This is a genomic window from Cytobacillus dafuensis, from assembly GCF_007995155.1.
Taxonomy (GTDB): Bacteria; Bacillota; Bacilli; order Bacillales; family Cytobacillaceae; genus Cytobacillus; species Cytobacillus dafuensis.
The window spans coordinates 2,582,857-2,604,293 of the sequence record NZ_CP042593.1 but is presented as its reverse complement, the minus strand read 5'-3'; the positions used below and the strand labels follow the sequence as shown (position 1 = coordinate 2,604,293).

19 protein-coding genes are annotated in these 21,437 nt (G+C 35.4%); 10 read left to right on the top strand and 9 right to left on the bottom strand.

The annotated features are described in order from the left end of the window. Nucleotides 1-218: 218 nt before the first annotated feature. On the top strand, nucleotides 219-1,457 hold the full coding sequence (locus FSZ17_RS12330) for an MFS transporter (RefSeq protein ID WP_057776471.1): 1,239 nt from the start codon (nucleotides 219-221) through the stop codon (nucleotides 1,455-1,457). A gap of 36 nt (nucleotides 1,458-1,493) precedes the next feature. Here FSZ17_RS12330 and FSZ17_RS12325 read toward each other — a convergent pair whose 3' ends face one another. After that, the gene (locus FSZ17_RS12325) at nucleotides 1,494-2,324 is read right to left on the bottom strand and encodes an undecaprenyl-diphosphate phosphatase (RefSeq protein ID WP_057776504.1); all 831 of its coding nucleotides are present in this window, start codon (nucleotides 2,322-2,324) and stop codon (nucleotides 1,494-1,496) included. A gap of 621 nt (nucleotides 2,325-2,945) precedes the next feature. Here FSZ17_RS12325 and FSZ17_RS12320 point away from each other — a divergent pair. Further along, nucleotides 2,946-3,347: a hypothetical protein gene (locus FSZ17_RS12320; protein ID WP_057776473.1), complete on the top strand. Its 402-nt coding sequence runs from the start codon at nucleotides 2,946-2,948 to the stop codon at nucleotides 3,345-3,347. Nucleotides 3,348-3,564: 217 nt separating this feature from the next. On the opposite strand, the gene FSZ17_RS12315 is transcribed toward FSZ17_RS12320, so the two are convergent. After that, nucleotides 3,565-4,764 (bottom strand): DUF418 domain-containing protein, encoded by a 1,200-nt coding sequence (locus FSZ17_RS12315; RefSeq protein ID WP_057776475.1) that lies wholly within the window; start codon nucleotides 4,762-4,764, stop codon nucleotides 3,565-3,567. Between the two features lie 152 nt (nucleotides 4,765-4,916). On the opposite strand from FSZ17_RS12315, the gene FSZ17_RS12310 reads away from it, so the two are divergent. From FSZ17_RS12310 to FSZ17_RS12300, 3 genes are all read left to right on the top strand, one after another. Beyond that, nucleotides 4,917-5,636: a response regulator transcription factor gene (locus FSZ17_RS12310; RefSeq protein WP_057776476.1), complete on the top strand. Its 720-nt coding sequence runs from the start codon at nucleotides 4,917-4,919 to the stop codon at nucleotides 5,634-5,636. Beyond that, nucleotides 5,633-7,369, top strand: coding sequence for a sensor histidine kinase (locus FSZ17_RS12305; RefSeq protein WP_057776478.1), 1,737 nt, complete (start codon nucleotides 5,633-5,635; stop codon nucleotides 7,367-7,369). Before FSZ17_RS12310 ends, FSZ17_RS12305 begins: the two co-directional genes overlap by 4 nt. A gap of 238 nt (nucleotides 7,370-7,607) precedes the next feature. Then, nucleotides 7,608-8,642, top strand: a complete 1,035-nt coding sequence (locus FSZ17_RS12300; RefSeq protein WP_082625436.1) for a CNNM domain-containing protein — start codon at nucleotides 7,608-7,610, stop codon at nucleotides 8,640-8,642. 52 nt (nucleotides 8,643-8,694) lie between these two features. On the opposite strand, the gene FSZ17_RS12295 is transcribed toward FSZ17_RS12300, so the two are convergent. Beyond that, nucleotides 8,695-9,825: a CAP domain-containing protein gene (locus FSZ17_RS12295; RefSeq protein WP_228460184.1), complete on the bottom strand. Its 1,131-nt coding sequence runs from the start codon at nucleotides 9,823-9,825 to the stop codon at nucleotides 8,695-8,697. A 362-nt stretch (nucleotides 9,826-10,187) separates the two neighbouring features. Here FSZ17_RS12295 and speD point away from each other — a divergent pair, with 362 nt between their 5' ends. Beyond that, the gene (gene speD, locus FSZ17_RS12290; protein WP_057776479.1) at nucleotides 10,188-10,994 is read left to right on the top strand and encodes an adenosylmethionine decarboxylase; all 807 of its coding nucleotides are present in this window, start codon (nucleotides 10,188-10,190) and stop codon (nucleotides 10,992-10,994) included. 119 nt (nucleotides 10,995-11,113) lie between these two features. Here speD and FSZ17_RS12285 read toward each other — a convergent pair whose 3' ends face one another. Beyond that, the gene (locus FSZ17_RS12285; RefSeq protein ID WP_057776480.1) at nucleotides 11,114-12,037 is read right to left on the bottom strand and encodes a MerR family transcriptional regulator; all 924 of its coding nucleotides are present in this window, start codon (nucleotides 12,035-12,037) and stop codon (nucleotides 11,114-11,116) included. A 323-nt stretch (nucleotides 12,038-12,360) separates the two neighbouring features. Beyond that, a complete protein-coding gene (locus FSZ17_RS12280; protein ID WP_057776482.1) occupies nucleotides 12,361-12,789 on the bottom strand; it encodes a cell wall hydrolase in 429 nt (142 codons plus the stop codon). A gap of 482 nt (nucleotides 12,790-13,271) precedes the next feature. Between FSZ17_RS12280 and FSZ17_RS12275 the strand changes: the two genes are divergently transcribed. Further along, nucleotides 13,272-13,997 carry an AAA family ATPase gene (locus tag FSZ17_RS12275; RefSeq protein WP_057776483.1) on the top strand — a complete coding sequence of 242 codons (726 nt, stop codon included), beginning with the start codon at nucleotides 13,272-13,274 and terminating at the stop codon, nucleotides 13,995-13,997. Between the two features lie 109 nt (nucleotides 13,998-14,106). On the opposite strand, the gene FSZ17_RS12270 is transcribed toward FSZ17_RS12275, so the two are convergent. Together FSZ17_RS12270 and FSZ17_RS12265 are read right to left on the bottom strand one after the other, a co-directional pair. After that, nucleotides 14,107-14,535 carry a cell wall hydrolase gene (locus FSZ17_RS12270; RefSeq protein WP_057776485.1) on the bottom strand — a complete coding sequence of 143 codons (429 nt, stop codon included), beginning with the start codon at nucleotides 14,533-14,535 and terminating at the stop codon, nucleotides 14,107-14,109. A gap of 129 nt (nucleotides 14,536-14,664) precedes the next feature. Further along, complete coding sequence (locus FSZ17_RS12265; protein ID WP_057776487.1) at nucleotides 14,665-15,111, bottom strand: OsmC family protein; 447 nt, start codon at nucleotides 15,109-15,111, stop codon at nucleotides 14,665-14,667. A 208-nt stretch (nucleotides 15,112-15,319) separates the two neighbouring features. Here FSZ17_RS12265 and FSZ17_RS12260 point away from each other — a divergent pair, with 208 nt between their 5' ends. Together FSZ17_RS12260 and FSZ17_RS12255 are read left to right on the top strand one after the other, a co-directional pair. Next, nucleotides 15,320-15,607, top strand: a complete 288-nt coding sequence (locus FSZ17_RS12260) for a hypothetical protein (RefSeq protein WP_057776490.1) — start codon at nucleotides 15,320-15,322, stop codon at nucleotides 15,605-15,607. A gap of 68 nt (nucleotides 15,608-15,675) precedes the next feature. Further along, nucleotides 15,676-16,437: an exodeoxyribonuclease III gene (locus FSZ17_RS12255; protein WP_057776492.1), complete on the top strand. Its 762-nt coding sequence runs from the start codon at nucleotides 15,676-15,678 to the stop codon at nucleotides 16,435-16,437. A 302-nt stretch (nucleotides 16,438-16,739) separates the two neighbouring features. On the opposite strand, the gene FSZ17_RS12250 is transcribed toward FSZ17_RS12255, so the two are convergent. Then, nucleotides 16,740-18,308, bottom strand: coding sequence for a GNAT family N-acetyltransferase (locus FSZ17_RS12250; protein ID WP_057776493.1), 1,569 nt, complete (start codon nucleotides 18,306-18,308; stop codon nucleotides 16,740-16,742). A 306-nt stretch (nucleotides 18,309-18,614) separates the two neighbouring features. Here FSZ17_RS12250 and FSZ17_RS12245 point away from each other — a divergent pair, with 306 nt between their 5' ends. Next, the gene (locus FSZ17_RS12245) at nucleotides 18,615-19,865 is read left to right on the top strand and encodes a dicarboxylate/amino acid:cation symporter (RefSeq protein WP_057776494.1); all 1,251 of its coding nucleotides are present in this window, start codon (nucleotides 18,615-18,617) and stop codon (nucleotides 19,863-19,865) included. Nucleotides 19,866-19,982: 117 nt separating this feature from the next. Here FSZ17_RS12245 and pdxR read toward each other — a convergent pair whose 3' ends face one another. Next, the gene (gene pdxR, locus FSZ17_RS12240) at nucleotides 19,983-21,383 is read right to left on the bottom strand and encodes a MocR-like pyridoxine biosynthesis transcription factor PdxR (protein ID WP_057776495.1); all 1,401 of its coding nucleotides are present in this window, start codon (nucleotides 21,381-21,383) and stop codon (nucleotides 19,983-19,985) included. Nucleotides 21,384-21,437 lie beyond the last annotated feature (54 nt).

The following is a 21,437-nucleotide window of genomic DNA, read 5'->3' as shown; positions in this document are numbered from 1 at the left end:
AAACGAACTGAACTTAAATTTGAAAGAGTATTTTAAATTATTAATGACAGGTTTATAACAACTAAACTATAATGGGAATATCTGAAAAAGGGAGTGGATTTTTATGTTAAAAGAGGTACTTGTTTCCTAGTTTGAAACGAAGGCCCTTATGATTTAATTGATCTTCGTTTCAGACTTTATTTATGCACTAATAAAGAGATTGAAACGGAGGAACTACTTTGGAAGCAAGAAAAGTTTATTATCGATTAACAGGAATACGTGCATTTTTATTTCAAGTCATTTTTACCGTGAATGCCATTTATTTTGTAACAGTGGCAGGTTTGAACCCGCTGCAGCTAGTCCTAATTGGGACAATAATGGAGATATCCGTATTGGTATTTGAAATACCTACTGGTGTAATCGCCGATCATTTTAGCAGGAAATGGTCGATTGTAATAGGAACGGTTATTCTAGGTTGTGCTCATTTACTTGAAGGCAGTATACCGCTATTTTTATCGATTGGCGCAGCATATGCGATTTGGGGTTTAGGCTATACTTTTTTTAGTGGAGCAGAAGAAGCTTGGATTGCCGATGAGGTTCAAGGAAAGGACTTGGATAAGCTATTTCTGACTGGCTCTCAGATGGCCTCAATTGGGAAAATTATTGGTATTGCCGCCAGTGTAGCAATCTCTATGCTGTTTTCCGTGCAAATCGCCATTATTGCAGCGGCATGTTCGTTTTTTATACTTGCTTTATGGTTAGCTATTAATATGCCAGAGAAGCATTTTGTAAAAATGGAACGTACAAGCCATTCTCAAATTCAGCAAATGGCGTCAGTTATTATTTGTGGATTTCAAAAGATAAAAAATAATGTCATTCTGTTAAGTATGGCAGGGGTATCTATTATGTGGGGACTAGCAAGTGAAGGCTTTGACCGCTTATGGGAAGTCCATTTCCTTGAAGATATACAGTTGTCTGCAAGCTCCGCTATCATTTGGTTTGGCTTAATCAACGCGATTGCATTATTGCTAAATATCGGATTGGTGAAATGGATTGAAGTAAAGGCTTCAGCAACAGGTGAACTACGTTTTGTCTGGATACTTCTCATCATCAATAGTATATTGATTGTTAGTATTTTTCTCTTTGCTATAAGTGGAAATCTATGGCTTGCCCTTGCTTCTTATTGGATTAGCTCGAGCTTGAGAGGATTAAATGCTCCGCTGTATAGTATATGGTTAAATCAAAGACTTGAATCTAAGGGACGTGCCACAATGCTGTCAATGTTTGGCCAGCTTGATGCCTTTGGTCAAATTGCTGGAGGACCTCTAGTCGGCTGGATTGCTTTATCGATCTCTATACCTGCTGGCTTAATTACGACAAGCCTTCTCGGTGTTCCAGTAATATTTTTACTTTGGCTAGCAAAACGTAAGATGGTAGGAGAGATAACCTCTGTCCCAATGAAACAAATATCAGAATGAAAAAATGGACTATCCTTTTGGGATAGTCCATTTTTTTTAGAAGAATACAAGATAAATGACTAGTGCTAAAACAATTCGATAAATTGCAAATGGAACAAGTTTGATTTTATTGATCATTTTTAAGAAGAAACGGATCGAAATAAGGGCAAATACAAATGCACTTATAAAACCAGCAATGAAAAATGGCAGTGCATCTAGTGTGATATATTGCCAATTTTTCAAAAGTGAAAGGAAGCTAGCTCCAGCCATAATCGGAACAGCCATAATAAATGAGAAATCAGCTGCTGCTCGATGGCTTAATCCTAATAATACACCACCAGAGATGGTTGATCCTGAACGGGAAAAGCCTGGCCATAAAGAGAAGCATTGAATAAGACCAATCGAGAGAGCTTGCTTATAAGTGATTTTGTCAACCGTGTTAACCTTTGGGCTCTTTCCGCCAAAAATGTCTGCCATGATCATGAAAATGGCGCCGATGACTAACCCGATTAATACCGTTTTAGTGGAAAATAAGTATTCATCAATATAATTCTCAAATAAAACGCCGAGAACACCTGCAGGTATCAAACCAATAATAACATGAGTAAGCTTTAAATGGCCTTCCCCAGAGACATTCTCCTTTTTTCTACGACCCAGACCTAACATCTCAAAGAATCGATCCCTAAAGATGATAACCACTGCTAGGATAGATCCTAACTGAATAACCACTTTAAACGTATTCGCTGTCGGTGTTCCCAAAAACTCCTTTGAATGAAGCCACATATCATCCACTATAATCATATGTCCTGTAGAAGAGACAGGCGCAAATTCTGTTAAGCCTTCGACAAGCCCAAGAATAATTGCTTTAAGAATATTAATGAAATCTATTTCCATATGCAGTATAGCTCCTTTTACTATTATTAATATTTTGTTTTCCCCACAGAATAGACGAAAATAGGGGGGAATAACCCTACACTCTCATATTATATATCCCCAAATTAATGCTGTTAAAGTATAACATAGATAATAGAAAAATGACTAAGAAATTATTGAATGCCTTAAAGGTAAAGAAAGAATTAATATTGCCTGTACATTTAATGGATAGCAACCAATTCCTTTATTTGTTGTAATTGAAGGAAATACGATCAATAAGAAATTCTCTTTATTTGTTTCCGTAAAAAGAAGCAAAAACGGTCATTTAAGGTAATATCATAATAATCTGGTAAATTATTGGTTGAATTATGTAAAACTATGTAATATTATCAATTATTTAACAATTGTTTTAGCCATAATAAGGAAAAAAGTGATATAATAACCATGTTGTTTTCCATTTAAAGAAAAATTTATTGTCCATGATAATTGGAGTGAAACAGGAACGAAGGTGTGGTTGAAGTGGTCAGATGAACCAGTTACAGTTATTTGAGGAATTTCCAATTAAAAGCTTTAGATACATCCTTTCTTGATAAAATTTCTTTCAAGTAAATTCTAGTTATTTGGAGTTGTGATGTAATGAAAAATAAGAGTTGGTTATTAATCCTAAGTATTTTATATATTTTTATAGGTGGGTGTTCAGACAAAAGGGTTTCTTTTGCAGAATTATATAATGGGGACTTGCAAGAAATAACCAAAGTAACTATTACAGATGGATCAACTGGTAACTTGCATGTAATTGATTCCCCTGAGATAATATCAGAATTGACTAGAGAGTTAAACAATATTACATTTACTCTCTTAAAAACAAATAAAGAAGAAATAAATGGTGTTTTATACGGTATTGCATTCTATGAAGATGAAGAAGAACCTTCGGTAACAATGACTACAAACATTGTTGGAGAGAACGTTTTTAAAACAAATGAAAATTTAGAAGACGTATTTAAGAAATATTATAGCCTTGGACAAGATTTAGAATAAGGATAGTCAAAAATATAAATATAATTGTTTATAAAAAAGGACTCAAGATTTTTTAAAACTGAGTTCTTTTTTAATTTTATTCCTACCTAATTGCAATATCTATTCTAGCATACGCATAGGGTAGATAATCATTACCAATAAAAATATTAGCGCTAATCGAACTTTATTAATGATACATACAAAAATTTAGGGACTTCCTTAAGAAGTCCCATCTAAATTACACTATTCTCACATATGTTTCGTCAGGTTGTTTTTTAACTTTCGGTCTACCGCTTAATGTTAAATACGTACAAATTCTCATTAATTTTTCAACTGGACCCGTTTTAAATATTTTTAAATACCAATAACTCATAATTAGCTGGCATCCATAAATGAAGAGAGATAAAAGCACACCGTAGAGCACACCGAGTTTTCCAAAGAGACCAAAGCCATAGCTATAAAATATTGTTGTACAGATTACAGTTTGCAAAAGGTAATTAGACAGTGACAGTTTTCCGACAGATTCAAATGCCTTAAATAGTAGAGAGTTATGCATAAGTGAATAAATAGATGCAAATAAACAGATATACCCGAGTGATAAAATATTTGCGCCAAGCATGTTTAACATGCCTAACCAGCCTAGATCAGGGAATAAATATACTCCGCCTTTCATCAGCAATCCAAGAATTGTAATCATTATTCCATACTTAAAATAAAACTTTGACTTATTTTTCACATCATGAAATTCCTGATTTTTTGCAGCATACATCCCGAATAAAAACAGTGGGGCTGTTACAAACGGCATAATGATGAACATTATTAAATAAATATAATCTGGAAGTCCTAATGGATCTACATTATTGCGATGATACTTAATTTCTTCATAAGTTCCACTTCCGTATACTGCATACGTGTCCTTTACGTATTCAGCCATTCTTGTTTCATCTTCCAATGGTACAGGTTCCTTCATGCCAAGACCCATGAATGAAGTTAAGATCAGAAGAATAATTCCCCAGATTACAAGTGTTTTCTTCTTTCGATTCATAAACATAAGGAGGAAAAAACCCATTATTCCATAGGAGAGCAAAATATCTCCTTCCCATAAAAAAGTACTGTGAAGTGCACCCAAAATGATTAGCAGAATATATCTGCGTGCAAGATTTCTTTTTGGTTTTAACCCCTTTGCTTCCAGACTTTCTTTCATTTTTATTAATGAGTAGCCAAATAGAAAAGCAAATATGGGCATAAAGCTTCCTTCGACAGCAATTTTTAAAAATGTATGGACTCCTTTATCAAATGCCGATACTGAATAGAAATCCATCTCATCTTTTCCCATGATTCCATATTGAAAAATAAGCATATTAGCGATCAATATCCCTAAAAGACTAAACCCTCTAATTGCGTCTACAACTTGTATTCGTTGGTTTTGTGTATTCATTGCATTACTCCTCTAAATGATTTATCTATTATAGAATAATAAATAAAGATTGCAACAAGACTAACAGCACATTATCATTTCATAAATTATTTAGTAATCAGGTAATATTCTGGTAATGTAGTTGTGGTAGGATATGATCGAGGTGCAGGTATATGGAAAATACGAAAATATTAATTGTCGATGATGAGAAATCCATCGTGAAAATGCTGGAAACAGTTTTAAAAAAAGAAGGCTTTCAAAAAATACACACAGCTTATACGGCAAACGAGGCTTTGCAATGTATTGAAGAGAATGAAGTTGATATGATCCTCCTCGATGTCATGCTGCCTGATCAAAGCGGTTTTGATCTATGTCCAAAAATAAGAGAAAAAACGAATGCATATATTTTATTTTTAACTGCGAGGGTATCCGATCTAGATGTCTTAACTGGGTTTGCGATTGGCGGGGATGATTATATCACGAAACCATTTAATCCATTGGAAATTGCTGCGAGAATTAAAGCCAGACTGAGGAGAAGAAGTCAAGTATCTGGAGGGACAATCATCAAGAAGGATGATAAAGCAAGGTATGATTTCGGTCATTTTGTCCTGGATGAGGAAGCAGGTGAATTACTTGTGAATGGAAAACTGATTCCATGTCCAGCCCAAGTCTTTCTTCTCCTGCAATATTTTTGTAAGCATCCGAATATTGTATTTTCAAAGACACAGCTCCTTGAGGCTGTCTGGGGCTTCGATAGTTTTGTAGATGATAATACAGTTACCGTACATATTAGAAGAATAAGAGAACGAATTGAAGAAGATCCAAGTAGGCCGTATTATTTACAAACTGTTCGTGGACTTGGATATAAGCTCGTTAAGGAGAGAGAAAATTGAAATCTTTACGGAATAGACTAGCGATCCATTTTTCACTTCAGTTCATTCTCTTAACGATTGTCATTGTTATCACGTTTGTCGTGCTTTTTACATTATTATTACAATTTATTATGAATGAAGAATTAAAGCGTAATTTCCCTTTGGGAGCTCTTGATGCGATATATACGGCAACAAATGTGACTGAAGACAAAGTAGAATTCCATGAAAAGTTGAAAGTACATTTAGAGAAAATGGGTTTTTGGGTACAAGTAATTAATAATGAAGGGGATGTAATTGGATCTCATAATACTCCGAGCAAGCTGCCTAACCACTATACGGTTAATGAAATCATGCAGATCGAAAATACTAAACAATTTCAAGGGTTTTATATTTATTCTCAGCTTGATACCACATATGAGAAACCATTTCTATTTTTTCTTGGTTACAAAAATAATCATTTAGATATGCTACAAAACTGGTTTTTTACATTTAGTCAAAGTGGTCTAATCAAAGAAAGCCAAGTAATAGGGCTTGAGAAGGAGCTTGCTTCTATTCATGGATCACTCCAAGTATTAAATGAAAATGGCGATGTCATACAATCTATTGGAGAAGAAATGAAAGAAGAGAAGTACGAGCCTTTAGATGTACTAATAAGAAGTCAAGCCCCAGGAATAAATGAAAATGACAGTGTTGTTTATAACGATTCTGCTTCAGGAAATACATGGATACTGCAATTTCCTAGGAACGGAGACGGTTTAAGCAGTGGTTCGTTTCTTGGTGATTTCATTCGTGTTTTCATCATTATAGGAGCTGCTTTCCTCGTAGTAACCGTTGGTATATCTATTTGGCATGGATTCCGTTACGGACAGCCACTACTAATCTTCTCTGGATGGCTCGAAAGAATGGGACACGGCTTATATGACGAGGTTCTAACTGAGAAGGAGCGTAAGAAGATTTTCCGTAAAAATGGGAAGGTACGAATTAAATATCGACTCTATAAGGAAGTCTTTAATGCTTTTTATCAAATGGCAGAAAAGCTTGCCTCTGCAGAAAAGGAGAGAAATCGTTTAGAAAAAACAAGAGAAGAATGGATGACAGGGATATCACATGATTTACGAACACCACTTTCCACCATTGAAGGATACGGTCATTTGCTTGAAAGCGGTCAATACACATGGACGGAAGATGAATTGAAGGATATGGGGAAAATGATTCGAGAAAAAGGGGATTATATGACAGATTTGCTAGATGATTTTACCCTAACCTTCCAGCTGAAAAATAACTCACTGCCACATTCTTTTACTAAAAGCAATGTGAACGAGCTTGTAAGAGCTAATATTTTGAAATTTGTAAATGATATGACTCTCCAAGATACAAGATTTTCTTTTCAAGGCACAGAAAAAGAGGTTAGTATCCTAGCCGATCAGCGCTGGTTTGAGCGGATGATTGATAACCTCATCTTCAACGCGATAAAACATAATCCACCAGGAACAGAGATTTCGGTATCATTAGAAAATGCAGGAGATTCTGTTTGCATTTTGATCGCAGATAATGGTATGGGGATAGATGAAGAAACAATTGAGCATTTATTTGATCGGTATTATAGAGGGACTAACACGGATGAAAGCTCAAAAGGAGCTGGCTTAGGTATGAGCATTGCCAAAGCCATTGCTGAGCTTCATCATGGCACGATTATCGTGCAATCCAAAAAGAATATGGGTACGACAATTAAGTTGTCATTCCCAATTATTTGAGCAAACAAGATTAGATTGGGATATCTCATAAGCAGTGGCTATGTTAAATAGGAGTATTCCAAGAGCAGGTTAATATTACTGCTCTTTTTTTATTGAGTAAGAAAAAATTGATTCGGTTTAATTTATTCCTCTTTTTTATGATACTAGAAAAAAATTCATCATTTTTCCCATTTTAAGTTAAAGAACAGAAAATATGGAGAAAATAACATTTATAGAAAAATGATGGAGGCTTTCGACATTGGTTATTGCAATTGTGTTTTTTATGATTATGTCCTTTTTTTTATCTGGAAGTGAAACGGCTTTAACAGCAGTTAATAAAATGAAGTTAAAGTCAAGAGCTGATCATCATGATATTAAATCTAAAAAGCTTTTAAAACTTGTTTCAAAGCCGGATGAGCTCATTTCAGCTATTTTGATTGGAAATAATATAGCGAATATTATGCTTCCAACTTTAGTTACAGTTATTGCGATTAAGTATGGGTTCAATGTCGGTGTGGCGACAGGTATATTAACCGTTGTCCTGATTATTTTTTGTGAAGTTCTGCCAAAGTCAATTGCAGCCTCATTACCAGAAAAAATTGCTTATACTGTGTTCCCAATCATTCGAGTTCTAGTATTTATTTTAAAACCATTAACCTTTTTATTATCAAAGTTCACGAGCAAGATTATTAAGCTCTTTGCAAAAAATGTGAATAATACGGTCTCTGTTTCAAAGGAAGAATTAATGACATTGGTAGATATTGCGACAAATGAAGGGACATTTAGAAATGAAGAAACCATTAGAATCAAAGGAGTTATCGATTTTAATCGTTTATATGTTCATGATGTCCTTAAAACACCGAGAATGGATATTGAAGGGATTCCTTACGATTCGACGTTTGATGAAGTTAGGGAAATTATATTAAATCATAATTATTCTAGGTATCCTATATATAAAGAGAATTTGGATCATATTGTCGGCGTTTTTCATGCAAAACAATTACTCGCTTGGTCAGTGGAACCAAATAATAAAATGGAAGAATTCGCAGACAATAATCCAATTTTTGTTTTCGAATTTCATTCTATTGAAAAGGTTTATAAATTAATGATGAGAGAAAGGAAACATCTTGCCATTGTTCTTGATGAATATGGTGGTACAAAAGGGATCATTAGCCTTGAAGATATTATAGAAGCGATGCTTGGCCAGGAAATTGAGGATGAAACCGATGAAGACACAGAATATCGGGATGTAAAATCACCATTATTAGAGTTGAAGGAAAAAGAGAAATTATAAGTGGGGGTTGAAAGAACCCCCACTTATAGAAGTTTGACAATATGTCAATTAATCATTTTTTAATGAAGTTTTCAGTATAATATGGTTGAGATTCATCGTTAAAGGAAACACCGACACCTAATAACTCATATTCCGGCCTGAGTATATTTTCACGGTGGCCGAGTGAGTTCATCAATCCTTCATGGGCAAAGATGCTGCTAAATTGACCTGTGGCAAGATTTTCTCCTGCTACTGTAAAGAAAATATCATCCTCACTCATTCGGTCAAATGGTGATTGACCTTCTAAATTTGTGTGGGAAAAATAGTTTTTCTCAGCCATATCATTACTATGCTTTCGTGCAGTTTCTTTAACATGATCATCCCATTTTAATGCAGGGAGATTATTTTTGACCCGGTCTGCATTCGTTAGATCAAATAGTTGATATTCAAAGCCTTCCTTTAATTGTTTACTTTCTTCTGAATAAAAACCTTTCTTGTTTTGTTCAAGATCCTCATCAATGACTTGAATGGCTGTAACCGTATTATTTTTGTGTTTGTCGTAAAAAATAGTAATATAGCTGTTGTCTATCTTGAAAACATCGTAATCCCGATTATTCTCGAATTTATAAAAAACAAGACCTTTTCGTATTTCGTTTAAAGGCTTTCCAAGCTGTTGATAAACCATTTCCTTGGGGGTTCCAAGCTTTATGCCGTTTGCAGAAGAAATTAAGTCCTGATTTGTAAATAATCCATCAACTTTATTTTTCGAATCATAAGAAACCATCATAAAGTTGTGATAATGATCATGATAAGCATACCAGTTCGTTCCATATTCATTCATTGATGACCGTTGAGGTGCTCCTAGCTGCTTTTCAACTTCTTCTTTACTTTCTCCAAGAATAATATTATAGACAGAAAAAACCTGGTCAGTTGGTACAGCCAAATCTTGCTGTTTAACTTGATTGCTTTCATTCCCGTCTTCATTTTTAGGGAGACTTTTAATTTTCCCTGTAAGCTCATGAATTGTTGTGGATATCGTATCGATTGCTGCAGAAACATGAGGATTTTCTGTTATTGATTGAATCTCCATTTTCATGTTTTGCAATATAGGATCGTACTCCGTTTTTTCAATTTGTTTTTCAATAAAAGGCCATGAAATAAATAAAAGGAGCATTAAAAATAATGTTCTAAATATTTTCCTCAATGTTTCATCTTCTTTCTATTTATATCTTCAATTATTCCTTTTCATTATAAATAGTAAAATTCAATTATTAAAATCAAATACACTTAGTTATTTTTGGCAGAAATTTTGATTTATCCCGCATTAACGGGCAGTAAGACCCCCAACTCAAGATTGAGAGAGAAGCGAGGAAGATAGGTGGGAGACAACTGCCCGTAAAAGCCCGATTGGTTCAACTAACCATCAGTGGGGGATGAAAAAATCCCCACTGATGGAAGTTTCACTTTATAGAACATTTCACTTGTACAAATTTTTCAATTAATAATGGGTAATATAACAATATTTAAAAAACATAATGGTTTGACATGTTAAAAGGGGGTATAGACTTGAATTTAACTCCAGAACAAAGAATTGAACTGCATGGTTTTAATAATTTGACAAAGACATTAAGCTTCAATATGTACGATATTTGTTTTACGAAAACGAAGGAAGAGCGAGAAGCGTACATCGAATATATAGATGAGGAATACAGCGCAGAAAGATTAACGAAAATATTAAAGAGCGTTGCGGATATTATTGGAGCACACGTTCTGAATATTTCACAGCAGGACTATGTTCCACAAGGTGCAAGTGTAACGATGCTTGTTTCTGAAGGGCCGGTTGTTGAAGTTCCAACTGAATCCTTTAATGAATCTCCTGGTCCACTGCCTGAATCCGTTGTGATGCAGCTAGACAAAAGTCATATCACGGTCCATACCTATCCTGAATTTCACCCTTCTGAAGGAATAAGTACTTTTAGAGCTGATATCGATGTATCAACATGTGGAGAAATTTCACCATTAAAGGCGTTAAATTTTTTAATTCATTCATTTGATACAGATATTATGACAATTGATTATCGGGTTCGCGGCTTTACAAGGGATAAGAATGGACATAAGCTTTTTATTGATCATAACATAAGCTCCATTCAAAATTATATTCCAGATGAGATAAAAAACGAATTCGATATGATTGATGTTAATATATATCAGTCAAATATTTTTCATACGAAATGTAGAATCAGATATTTTGATTTGAATAATTATTTATTTGGGTATACAAAAGATAAGCTAAAACCTCATGAGTTAGAGGAAATTACAGAACGTCTAACAACAGAAATGGACGAGATTTTTTATGGGACAAATATTAAATAAAGTGGAAAATCTAGTTGTGGATGTTTACTTCCGAAGCTTTTTTGTCCTGTCGCATAGTCTGCACGATACATCCTATGCGACAAAATATTAGGAAGGCATAATTTGAGTGATTGTTTTTCTTATTGCCAAAATTTCCACCATGGCTTCGTTTTTTGTTCTGCAGCAGCTGCGGCACTTCGAAAATTAACAATCATGTCTTGGAACATCATTTCTCTTTGATTAAGCTCATCCCAATATTGTTCTCGTTCGCGGTTTATCGTTTCAATATATATTTCTCTGTCTGAGTTTAATGTTTCGATAAGAGCACTAATTTCAGTATGTGTAACTTCAGCAGAGCTAGATATATAATGGATCATGGTCTTAAATTCTTCAGATGCGGCTTCAGAGGATTCTGTAACGCGATTCGCTAAATAACGAATTTGTTCGGAAGTACCTTTTGAGGCTTTCGCAACCCTTTTTGTCAACGTTCCGAGAGATTCAGAGGTTTGTTCCGAAGCGTTATGTAAATGGTTGGAAAGCTCATGGATTTCAAGCTTTGTTTTTTCATTTGCCTTATAAATGGAATCTGATAAGCTTTTCACCGTGTGTAAAGATCCTTTTGAAACTTCTTTTTTCACTTCCTCTAACACATCCTTTCGAATGCCTGTACGGATCTCATTTCTAACGTCATTAATTAATTGCTCTTTAAATGTATCCATTGCCAAGAGGAACAAAGCCGCTTGATCCTTTTCAGATTCTGTTTGAATATCATTTGAAATAGGTGATAATGAGGTGATATGGGGGACAGAGTCAGTATCCGAAACGAGATTCCTTTGCAATAACTCTCTGATCATATCTTTACTTAAATTTTTATCACGCATTTGTTTAATGGTATCCAGCAATTTTATTTCATCATCTGTATAAAAACGCGCACCTTGTTTCGAACGTGGGATTGTAAGTAATCCTTCTAAATCTTTTTCCCATTGCCGAAGTGTCCCTGGAGGTACGTTGAGAATCTTTGATACTTCTTTAATTGTATAGGCTTTGACGAAGTGACTTGTCATTAATGTCCATTCCTTTCATTGATAAAATTGTCATGAATGCTTCGGATGTAATACCAAATTTTCTTTTTCAATGTAAAATATAATTCATCAACGGCTACCCATTTTTCCTGCAACATGACAAAAGCTATCAAAAGAAGACGGATTTCAGCAGAATCAAGCAATTTCGACAACACTACCAAATAACGAGATATTTCCTGCAGGTCCGTGAACGTTTTTTGTCAGAAATATTTAGTGATAATGAATGAAAAGGAATCGTACCTATATGTCTAAAACAAAAAAGCTTAATCCGTCTTATGTTATGAACATACGGATTAAGCAATTCATTAAAATGTATTATAAACATTCACACATTCTTCTGCAGTAGGCTGATAAAAGCAATGAAGTTTAAAGCGATCCACTAAAGGTTGATCATACCAAGTAGGAGGACAATTTCCAGGCGGTCTAAAATACCAAAGAGAATATCTTGCAGGCCATTGCCATTCTCCTTTAATTGACCGACGAGCGAGGCGCCTCTCAGTATCCCTAGCCCTCTGGTAAAAGTAACCTTTTGTTGTCGCTTCAAATGCATGTGGCTGATAGACCATTTGTGGAATTGTTCGCAGTCCTTTAAAGTCAGAACAATTTGCTCTAATTCGATTTATTCCAACATTACCAACAAGCATCATTCCTTTTTCTCCTTCGCCTTCAGCCTCTGCCCTTAGCAATCTTGCTAATAAATCAATATCTGAATTAGTTGCCTTTACGACAGCCATTACATCACCACCATTGATGTTATACAGTTATCATATTGCGAGATATCCGTATTAATGTCTGTCTATGTAAACATCACATTTCACGAAACAAAACTGTAGCACTAAGCAAGGCACTAATTTTTTGCATATTTTATCGCAGATTAACGGGCAGTAAGACCCCCACTTCAAGGATTCGCGTATACAAAGAAAAGTAAGTGGGGGATCAACTGCCCGTAACGGCCCATAAAATGAACACAGACTAAAAGCGCCACATCGTGTGGCAACGTCTGCGTGACCCACTTCCTGTGGGCCGCAACTAACCATCAGTGGGGGATGAAGGCCGACTAAGAACGCCACGTCCTGTGCGTCGAAAAACCCCCACTGATGGAAGTTTCACTTTATTTGCGATGCCAATCTGTATGAATGAACAATAGTTAAAAAGGGATTCTTGACTAGAATATCGAAATAAAATCTAATATGAATAAAAACCCTAGGAGATCATTATGTTTTTAAAAAGGATTACGCTTTTACAGAATAATATTCCATCCTATTCTCAATATCCTTTTTCCATTCCGAGCATTAAAAGTATGGATGAAATTATTTTGAAGAAGAATGTCACTTTTTTTGTTGGCGATAATGGATCGGGAAAAACAACTTTATTAGAAGCAATTGCCGAGAAATGCGGTTTCAATACAGCTGGGGGAGGGAGGAATAATTCGTATGAAGTTCATGCATCTGTTTCATCATTAGGTGAATTCATTCGTCTTTCATGGATGCCAAAGGTAACGAATGGCTTTTTTCTTCGTGCAGAATCCTTTTACCATTTCGCATCCCATTTGGATGAGGTGGATGATACCGGTTTTCGGGATTATGGAGGAGTGTCGCTGCACGAACAATCACATGGTGAATCTTTTCTCTCGCTTTTTTTAAATCGCTTTAAAGGCGAAGCAATTTTTCTGCTTGATGAGCCAGAGGCGGCTCTGTCGCCACAACGTCAACTATCCTTTATGAGAATTATTCGTGATTTAACACAGAACGAACAAGCGCAGTTTATCATTGCAACCCATTCACCTATTTTACTAGGGTTTCCTGATGCTACTATATTAAACTTCGATAAAGGAGAAATTTCTGAAATAGGGTATGAGGATACAGATCATTATCAAATAACAAAATATTTTCTGCAGCACCGTGAACGTTTTTTGGCAGAAATATTTAGCGATGAAGGTTAAAAAGGAGAATTTCTGATCATTCTAGTATGGTGTAGCTATAGAAACAAAAGCTACTGAAATGAAAAATACTTAATCCGTCAAAGGTTTTTCAGACGGATTAAGCAAATCTTTAAAATGTATTATATACATTTTCACATTCCACTGCAGTAGGCTCATAAAAGCAGTGAAGCTTATAACGCCCCACAAAAGGTTGATCATACCAAGTAGGAGGGCAATCTGCAGGCGGTCTAAAATACCAGAGAGAATATTTAGCAGGCCATATCCACTCTCCATTAACAGCCCGACGCGCGAGGCGTCGTTCACTGTCCCTAGCCCTCTGGTAAAAGTAACTATTTTGTGTCGCTTCAAATGCATGTGGCTGATAGACCATTTGTGGAATTGTTCGTATTCCTATAAAGTCTGAACAATTTGCCCTAATTCGATTTATACCAACATTTCCAACCATCATCATTCCTTGCTCTCCTTCGCCCTCAGCCTCTGCCCGTAGCAATCTTGCTAATAAGTCAATATCTGAATCAGTTGCCTTTACTACAGCCATTTCATCACCACCATTGATGTTATACAGTTATCATATTGCGAGATAAACGTATTAATGTCTGTCTATGTAAACATCACATTTCACGAAACTAAAATGTAGCACTAAGCAAAGGACTGATGTTTTGCAAATTTATTTTTTAAGTATTGTCACGTCTAATTCAATCTCAACATTACCTTTTAATGCACGTGAGATCATGCAAGATGCCTCAGCTTTTTGCGCTAATTTCAATGCTAAATTCACATCTTTTTCAGAGGCATTTTTCTTTAGAGTAATGCATGGACGATGGATGATTTTTTTGTATGTGATGATACCTTTTGTAACATCCACAATACCAATAGATTCCATTGTTAAGTCAATCTTTTCTAAATGGCTTCTTTCCATCATTGCTGCCAATGTAATAATATAGCAAGTTGCCGCTGCGCCAAGAAGCATTTCATCTGGATTCGTTCCAACTCCCGGTCCGTCCATTTCAGGAGGGATGGAAACCTTTGTTTTTAATCCGCCTGTTTCTATTTCACCGACATCATTTCTGAGACCAGGCCAATGTGCTATTAGTTGAAAATAATGCTCAGCCATTTTGAAACCTCCTTTTAATAAAAATATACATGAAGGTTTGTGAAAACTCTAAAATAGTGTTTGTTTGAATGGGAGAAAGTAAATTGTAAGTTTTTTTGAAAGATTCAATCATTGACTTGTTTACTTTTTCCATTTAATGATGTCATAATGTAGGAGAAAGATGTCGAATTTTACATGATATTAGATTAGTTTTAAAGGGTGGTCTCGTATGAAGAGCTTAGAATGGATGTTTAAGACAAAGCATAGAAGATCAGAATTACTAGCAGTAAGTTTTGCTTATTTTTTTGCGTTATTTCTTCCCAATTATCTTGGTTTGGATAAAGTCTCCTCATTAATTTTGGTTATTTGCCTTTTAATAATTATGAGAATAATAGAATGGCCACTAGCTAAGTTTTTAGGTCAAAAGGATAAAATGGTGGAGTTTAAATATTATATTTACATGTTTTTGCTTGTTCCATTTTTAGTTATTGTTCTTAGGATGTTTGTCATATCATAAGTGCACGAAAACATGTTCTATGGTACTCTATTAAAATAGTGTCATTTTTTTAAAGGAGAATTTACAGCATGAAATTTGTTTCTTGGAATGTAAATGGAATAAGAGCTTGCGTGAAGAAGGGCTTTTTAGATTATTTTCATGAGGTAGATGCTGATATTTTTTGTATACAAGAATCAAAGCTTCAAGAGGGACAGATTGAACTTGAGCTAGAAGGCTATCATCAGTTTTGGAATTATGCTCTAAAGAAGGGCTATTCAGGAACGGCCGTTTTTACAAAAAAGAAACCTTTATCAGTTAAATATGGGGTAGGGGAGAACGAAACAGAAGAAGAAGGCAGGATCATTACGCTTGAATTTGAAAACTTCTATCTAGTTAATGTCTATACGCCTAATTCACAGCGTGACTTGGCACGTCTAGCATATCGGTTAGAATGGGAGGACAAGCTCCTAGAATATCTTCATGAATTAGACCAGAATAAGCCTGTTATTTATTGTGGAGATCTTAATGTTGCTCATAATGAGATTGATTTAAGAAATCCAAAATCAAATGATGGTAACTCTGGATTTACGACAGAAGAACGGGGGAAGATGACAAGATTGCTTGATTCGGGCTTCGTTGATTCCTTCAGATATGTATATCCTGATGCAGAAGGGGCTTATACTTGGTGGTCCTATATGTCAAAGGTAAGAGAGCGAAATATTGGGTGGCGGATTGATTATTTTATCGTATCTGAAAAGCTGAAAGATGCAATAAATTCAGCTCAAATACATTGTGACGTGATGGGGAGTGACCATTGTCCAGTTGTTTTAGAAACGAAATTGTTTATATAACTTTTATTTAAATTTAGTGAGTAACGAAGAAAGCGAACGTTTGTCAACAGACTGAAGAGGCTGTCTTAAAACTTAAGATCGTATTACTAATTTTTTATAAGCAAAATAAGAGGCATTACAAAGTCGGAAAAAAATCGACTTATGTAATGCTATTTTGTTAAGAAAATGCTGATGAGACCATTTCCCTTAGGAATTAAACGTAAAGTGGTCTTATGAATGCCTTATGAGACCACTTCACTTGGAAACCAAGCGAAAAGTGGTCTCATGGATGCCTAATGAGACCACTTCTTTTATTTTTTATCTCATTCCATTGTTTGGTAAGTTTTATAATTTAGAAGCCACTTGCGAAACTTTTTCCATGCTACTTCAAAGTCTGGTTGAATGATTGATAGCTGTACCCAGCCTTTTTCCTCTAAATAGGCACTTTTATAATGTAAATCAAAACCAGATAGTGCAGCATCCTCTGCCATATTCGGACAGCTCTCTTCACCCATTAATGTAACAATCATTGGATATCCGTAAGGTGTTAAAAATGACAATTCTTTATTGCTTTCTGAGCTGAGAAGTTGTTCGTAACGGTTTTTCAATAATGTATAGCGATTATTATCCTTATAGGCATTTAATGCTGTTTCGAAGCTGTTTAATAACTGGGATGAGTATGTAAAGGGAATCTTTCCATTCGCATACAAGCCTAAATCTAGGTAAGAAGGTAAGGTTGGATCTATGGCAATTTCATGATTTGAAAATACAAACGATAATCCACTCATTGTGCCAATTGCTTTTCCACTCACTCCGGTTGCTAAATAAACATCGGAAAGTGAAAAAGGCAGCGAGCCAAATGAACTCACACAATCGAGACAGAGCTTAACATGATGCGTGTTACAAAGGTTTTGCACCATTTCTAAATGATTTAGCATACCAGTTGATGTCTCACCATGGGCCATTAATAGCCATTCATATGTTTCTTCTGCAAGTTTACTAGATAATTGAACCTCATCATAAGGTTGCCCCCATTCGAGATGCATACAATCAAATGTGAGCCCCCATCTCTTTGCTTGATTCAGTAACCGTTCTCCAAATGTCCCATTTACAAGAATTAATCCTTTTCCAGAAAGCCGTTTTAGCTGGGCGATCATTGCTTCATTTGCTAAAGTTCCGCTTCCAGCCAATAAATGAATATATTTTGCATGACTCATATTCTTTAAACGATCCTTTACTTTTTCCATGGTTACTGTAAAGTCATAAGATCGATGTGAAACTGGCCCATCTATAAGGGAAGATTGAATATCGTCTGTTAATTGTACAGGTCCTGGATAAAAGGAGTATCTCTTTTGTTTAAGTCTTGCTCCAACCGATTGTTCATATAGCTTCCTTGTCAATACCATAGGAATAAATTGAGCATCGTCTGAGCCAACGGGATCTGAAAATGCCTCAAAACCCATTTGTTTATACAGCTTTAGTTCACGAACTGTCCCGGAAATAACCGCGGCACTGTATCCTTTTCGATAAGCATAATCAGATAGTGCACCGACAAGCATGATAAAAACACGACCATTTCGATGCTCTTTTCTCACAGCAAGCAGTCTAATTTCACATAGCTTTCCTTCCAATGCATCTTCTGAAAGTAATTCTTCGACTGGTCCTACCTTCTTATCTAAGGAAAAGGGGCGTTGATCACGTATGGCAATCATCCCAGCAAGCTCTTGATCTTTAAGAACAATAATATATTTATTCTCGTTATGAAAAGGGTCCACACGAATGCCATTCTTATCCGGCTCATGCTGTGGAATTTCCTCCACAAACGTTTCGTAATTTAATTTTGCAATTTCCGTAAATTCCTTTTCTGTGCGTGCAACTTTACACCAATACATGTGGAATACCTCTCTTTTATTATGCTCTTACTTCAATTTATGCAATCTGACTAGATTCTATTTTCGCATAATTTTAGATTGAAAGAAATATTTTTCTCCTAAATTTGGTAAATAGCAATTGATTACGAGGAAAAAAGAGAATAATAATCAATTGATTCAGGTATTTTGTTTCCATTGTTGTAAAAAACTCATACTTATTCTATATGAATTAAGTCTTATTTTAGAAATATGTTACATAAGCCTTATTGAACTTAAAATATGTAATATTTATAATAATCTGTATATTCTGTTAAAAGGAGGAAGGAAATGTCGTTAACCAAGAAAATATTGATTGGAATGGGCTTAGGTATTATTACTGGCTTGTTATTTAACCTTGCAATTCCAGGGTTTTTTGACTCAGCCTCAAAATATTTATTAATTCCTCTAGGAAAAATATTCATAAATTTAATAAAGATGCTTGTTGTTCCAATTGTAATCGTTTCACTAATATTAGGAAGTGCAGGAATAAGTGATCCAAGAAAGCTCGGAAGAATTGGCGGAAAAACGATTGCATTCTTCCTGGTTACGACTGCAATCGCCATTATTTTGGCTTTAGCTGTAGGAATGCTATTTCAGCCAGGAGCAGGAGATTTTCAACTGGAAGGTGCGGAATATGAAGAAAAGGAAGCACCACCTGTTATTGAGACATTACTTAATATTATTCCGACAAATCCATTCAATGCAATGGTTCAAGAATCAATGCTGCAAATTATTGCCTTTTCAATTTTTATAGGATTTGGTTTAGCACGCCTAGGTGATAAGGTTCAAGGAATAGTCCGCATAGTTGAACAAGCCAATGAAGTACTCATGTATTTAGTAAATGTAATCATGAAATTTGCTCCTTATGGTGCGTTTGCTTTAATTGCTACTGCCATAGGCGGACAGGGCTTAGATGCAGTAATCGCAATGGGAAAATATATGTTTGTGGTCCTTTTTGTTTTGCTGCTGCATCTTATCATAGTTTACGGTTCTGCTTTATCATTCCTAGGAAAAATGAATCCAATAAAGTTTTTAAAGGGTTTTTCTCCTGCAATGGTTGTTGCATTTAGCACGTCTAGCAGCAGTGCAACACTACCAATTTCCATGAAGTCAGCCCAAAACAATCTCGGAGTTTCTAAAACAGTCAGCAGTTTTGTACAACCATTAGGTGCAACAATAAATATGGATGGTACTGCTATCATGCAGGGAGTAGCTACGATCTTTATTGCTCAAGTTTATGGCCAAAATTTAAGCATGAGCCAATTGCTGACAGTTATATTAACTGCAACACTTGCAAGTATTGGTACTGCGGGAGTTCCTGGTGCTGGTATAATCATGCTTTCTATGGTGTTAACGTCAGTCAATCTACCTGTTGAAGCAATTGCATTAGTACTAGGAGTCGATCGCCTTATTGACATGTGCAGAACATCCATTAATATTACCGGGGATGCAGTTTGTGCGGTAATTATTTCAAGGTCAGAGGATACGGTAGAAACAGGGGATTCAGAGATAGTAAATGTAGGTAAACACTTAAGTTGATGGATAAATATGGGATACCTTTTCAGCAATCATGAATTAATTATTGTTAAAAACCCCTATAAATATTCACGGGAGTGTTCATTTAAAGGGGTTTTTTAACATGTTATGTTTTTATAATTACAAAACATCCCAGCTTTTTAACAATAAATGAATGGCATTTTCTAATTCGTCCTCTGGAATTCCTGCAAAACCGAGAATGATTTTGGGAGGATTTTCGTAATTTTTCTCAAGTGAATAATAAGAGAGTGGATAAACCTTTATGCTCGCATTGGCCGCTTTTTGGACGAGTTCTTGTTCATCCATGCCATTATTTACGACAAGGACGATATGAAGGCCTGAATGCTCTCCAATAATAGTTAACACTTCATGAAATGGCTTTAACAGCCCAATGATGCTATCAAGCTTGCGCCTATAGACTTTTCGCATTCTATTTAGATGCTTTTCAAAATCTCCCTCTCTCATAAACTGTGTTAAAATATGCTGGTCAATTCTCGAAACAGAGGAATGATAAAAATTTAACTCTTCCTTGTAGCGCTTCAGCAATCGTTTTGGCAGTACCATATAGCTAATTCGAAGCGATGGGATCAAGGATTTTGAGAAGGATCCGAGATAAATGACTTTATCACCATGATCCATGCTTTGTAGGGAAGGGATGGATTTACCGCTATATCGAAATTCACTATCATAATCATCTTCAATAATATACCGATTATCCGCCTCAGCTGCCCAATTTAATAACTTTGTTCGTCGGTTGACAGAGAGTACTGTCTTATATGGAAAGTGATGTGATGGTGTTGCGTAAACTACATTAATACTTGAGCTATCTAAAGGCTTCACTTTTACCCCTTCTTCATCTACTTCAAGAGGATAAACTTCATTCGGATAGCTTTTGAGAATTCGTAAAATTAAATGATACCCTGGGTCTTCAACACCATAAACTGTTTTTTCACCGAATAAAAGTACAAGCTGCTGTAATAATATTTCAATACCGGCTCCTATGATAATTTCCTCTGGTGAACATTGTACACCTCGAGCATGATATAAATAATGGGCAATTTCTCGGCGAAGCTCATATTCTCCTTGTGACTCACCAAGTAATAGGAGGGAATGATGCTGCTTATCTATTGTATCTTTTGCGAATTTCCTCCATTTATCAAATGGGAAATTTTCTGTATCGATCCAGCTTGGATGAAAATGATATTTATATTCCATACTATTTTCTTTATTCATGTCCAGAATAGGTTTAATCGTTTGGACATAGGCTAAATCCTCATGAGCCATCACATAATAGCCTTTTCGAGGCAATACCTCAACATAGCCTTCAGATGTCAATTGATCATAAGCGGTTTCAACTGTATTTTGACTAATTTTAAGAAACTCCGCTAATTTGCGCTTCGAGGGAAGTTTTGAACCATATTCTAAGCGACCTTCAGTAATTTCTTTCTTAATAAATAAATATAATTGTTCATATAAAGGTATATCAATTGAACGATTTAAATGACACGATAACATATCCATAGTAATCTCCTTAGACTGACCCTATTGTTTTTTGAAAAACTGACTCTTTTAATA